The 3,275-nt window shown below is 33.8% G+C and carries 5 protein-coding genes; all 5 read left to right on the forward strand.

Annotated elements, in window-relative coordinates; all coding sequences use genetic code 11:
- The coding region (locus CAAU_RS14105; protein WP_192811161.1) for a UPF0236 family transposase-like protein at positions 1 to 359 on the forward strand (359 nt) is incomplete at its 5' end.
- Positions 360 to 542: 183 nt separating this feature from the next.
- The gene (pta, locus tag CAAU_RS01675; protein ID WP_008907701.1) at positions 543 to 1,535 is read left to right on the forward strand and encodes a phosphate acetyltransferase; all 993 of its coding nucleotides are present in this window, start codon (positions 543 to 545) and stop codon (positions 1,533 to 1,535) included.
- A 23-nt stretch (positions 1,536 to 1,558) separates the two neighbouring features.
- Positions 1,559 to 2,761 carry an acetate/propionate family kinase gene (locus CAAU_RS01680; protein ID WP_008907702.1) on the forward strand — a complete coding sequence of 401 codons (1,203 nt, stop codon included), beginning with the start codon at positions 1,559 to 1,561 and terminating at the stop codon, positions 2,759 to 2,761.
- Between the two features lie 117 nt (positions 2,762 to 2,878).
- The gene (locus tag CAAU_RS15135) at positions 2,879 to 3,202 is read left to right on the forward strand and encodes a UPF0236 family transposase-like protein (protein ID WP_008907703.1); all 324 of its coding nucleotides are present in this window, start codon (positions 2,879 to 2,881) and stop codon (positions 3,200 to 3,202) included.
- Positions 3,153 to 3,275, forward strand: a 123-nt coding sequence (locus CAAU_RS15550; protein ID WP_423219145.1) for a UPF0236 family transposase-like protein, incomplete at its 3' end; no start/stop codon positions are given. The genes CAAU_RS15135 and CAAU_RS15550, both read left to right, overlap by 50 nt.

Raw genomic sequence — 3,275 nt, forward strand, 5'->3', positions numbered from 1 at the left:
AAGGGATAGAAATATATAAAGATGACGATGATGTAATAGGATGCAGCGCAGAAGGGCATGTAAGCCATGTATTATCGGCGAGATTAAGCAGCAGGCCATTAGGATGGAGCAAGGAAGGATTAAAGATAATGGCAAAGCTAAGGGTATTTAGCAAGAATGGAGGAAATTTAAGGGAAATAAGTGTGTTTAAGGAAGATGAAAAAGCCTTCAAGGTAAGTAAGAAGAAAATAAAAGAAGCGATAAGAAAGATAAATAAATCTTCACGTGAAGTTATGAATAATATAACGATATTGAACATAGGGAAAGTAACGCCAATTTACAGGATATTAAAATCAATAAAATATGAAAATATAATTTAAGTTTTTTAAATTTAACAAACGCCTTGAAACTAGCTAATTTAAGGGGTTGTCTATAAAAATTAACCTACAATATCTTGACACTATCTTTTTACATATTATTGTTTGTTTATTGACATAAATATTATATAATATAAAATGTAGAATGCAACATAATACATACTAACAAAAGAAAGGGGTTTTATCATGGCTTTAATGGAGGAAATTAAAGCAAAGGCAAGGGCTAATATAAAGACCATAGTTTTGCCTGAAGGAGAAGAAATAAGAACGATTAAAGCTGCAGAAATTATAGTTAAAGAAGGTTTAGCTAATTTAATTATGCTTGGTGATGAAGAAAAAATAATGAGCATTGCTAAAGAAAATGGGGTTTCACTTGAAGGGGTAAAGATAATTAATCCTAAAAAGAGCGAAAAATTAGAATTTTATGCTAATCAGTTGTATGAAATTAGAAAGAATAAAGGAATGACTCCAGAAAAGGCTCTTGAAACAGTTAAAGATGAAATGTATTTTGGGACTATGATGGTTAAAATGAAGGATGCCGACGGAATGGTATCTGGTGCTATACATTCAACAGGAGACCTTTTAAGACCAGCAATGCAAATAATTAAAACAGCACCAGGAGTTTCAATTGCATCAAGCTTTTTTATAATGGAAGTTCCAAACCCAAATTTTGGGGATAATGGTTTGTTTATATTTGCAGATTGTGCTGTTAATCCTAATCCAACTGCAGAGGAACTTGCTTCAATAGCCGTTGCAAGTGCGATGAATGCCAAGAATTTATGTGGTATGGAACCGAGAGTTGCAATGCTTTCTTTCTCAACAAAGGGAAGTGCAAAACATGAGCTTGTTGATAAGGTAATAGAAGCTACAAGAATTGCAAAGGAAATGGCTCCAGATTTAATGATAGATGGTGAATTACAGCTTGATGCTGCAATAGTTCCAAAGGTTGCAGAACTTAAGGCACCAGGAAGTCAAGTGGCAGGAAAGGCTAATGTTTTAATTTTCCCAGATTTGCAATCAGGAAATATAGGATATAAGTTAGTTCAAAGATTAGCTAATGCTGAAGCGATAGGACCAATTTGTCAAGGATTTGCTGCTCCTGTAAACGATTTGTCAAGGGGTTGCAGCGTTGAAGACATAGTTAATGTTGTTGCTATAACAGCTGTTCAAGCGCAATAAATTAAAGGAAAGGGGTAATACACATGAATATTTTGGTAATTAATTGTGGGAGCTCATCATTAAAGTATCAATTAATCAACATGGAGAATGAAACAGTTTTAGCTAAGGGATTAGCTGAAAGAATAGGACTTGAAGGTTCAGTATTAGGGCACAGACCAGAGGGTAAAGATAAAGTTGTAATTGAACATCCAATGCCTGATCACAAAACAGCAATTAAATTGGTTTTAGAAGCACTAACACACCCAGAATATGGCGTAATTAAAGACATGAATGAAATATCAGCAGTAGGCCATAGAGTAGTTCATGGTGGAGAAAAGTATGCAAGCTCTGTTTTAATAGACGAGGAAGTTTTAAAAACATTAGAAGAGGTTTCACATTTAGCTCCACTACATAATCCTCCGAATTTAACAGGTATTTATGCTTGCAAAGAGCTTATGCCACATACACCAATGGTGGCTGTATTTGATACAGCATTCCATCAAACCATGCCAAAGCATGCTTATATGTATGCTCTTCCATATGAACTATATGAAAAGCACGGCATCAGAAGATATGGCTTCCATGGAACATCCCATAGATATGTAAGTAAAATAGCTGCAGATCTTTTAGGAAAGGATATAAAGGATTGCAAGATCATTACTTGCCATTTAGGAAATGGAGCATCTGTTGCAGCTATAAATGGTGGTAAATCTGTTGATACTTCTATGGGCTTTACTCCACTTGAAGGACTTATAATGGGAACAAGATGTGGAGATATCGATCCTGCTATAGTTACTTTCTTAGAAGAAACTGAAAATATGACATCAAAGGATGTTAATAACCTTATGAACAAAAGATCGGGTGTTTTAGGAGTTTCAGGAGTAAGCAGCGATTTTAGAGATATAGAGGATGCTGCTGCAAAAGGAAACGAAAGAGCACAATTAGCCCTTGATATGTTCTACTACAGAGTGAAGAAATACATAGGAGCTTATGCAGCTGCAATGGGTGGTGTAGATGCTATAGTATTTACTGCAGGTCTTGGAGAAAATTCACCAGAGTGTAGATATTTTGTATGCCAAGGTTTAGAATTCTTAGGAGTTAAGATAGATGAAGAGAAAAATAAAGTAAGAGGTAAATTAACTGAGGTTTCTACACCAGATTCAAAGGTTAAGGTGTTCTTAATCCCAACAAATGAAGAGCTTATGATAGCAAGGGATACAAAGGAAATAGTAGTAAAGCTAAAATAATTAAACTCATAGTGTAAAATTATTGTAGGACGAAAAAGGACAAAAAATTTAAAAGAGACAACCCCTGTGGTAAAATAAAAAGTGGAAAAAACACAAATCAATAAGGGGGTGTCTCTTTTGAATAATATTATACAACATGATATTATACAACAACATTTAATAAATTTCACTACTAAATTAATAAAAAATGTAGAAGAAATGCTGTCAAAAGAATGGGATTTTACAAAACTTGTTGAGGTAGTTAAAGAATCGACTGATGAACTTGGAAGGAATATAATAAAAGACTTTTTAGAAGAATTAGATAAAGCGATTAAAGAAGATGATAAGAGAAAAAAGGAATGGATAGTTGAAAGAAAAGACAAGAAAAAGTATTATTACGCTCCTAGGAGGAATAGAATATTCAAGAACATACTACAAATCAAGAAAGAGCGGAGAATATAGATATTTACTTGATGATGTTATAGGTATAAGGAAACATGAGAAGGTGGATAAAGAAGTAAAGATAAGGCTTGTA

The organism is Caloramator australicus RC3 (assembly GCF_000297115.1).
GTDB classification, from domain to species: Bacteria; Bacillota; Clostridia; order Clostridiales; family Caloramatoraceae; genus Caloramator; species Caloramator australicus.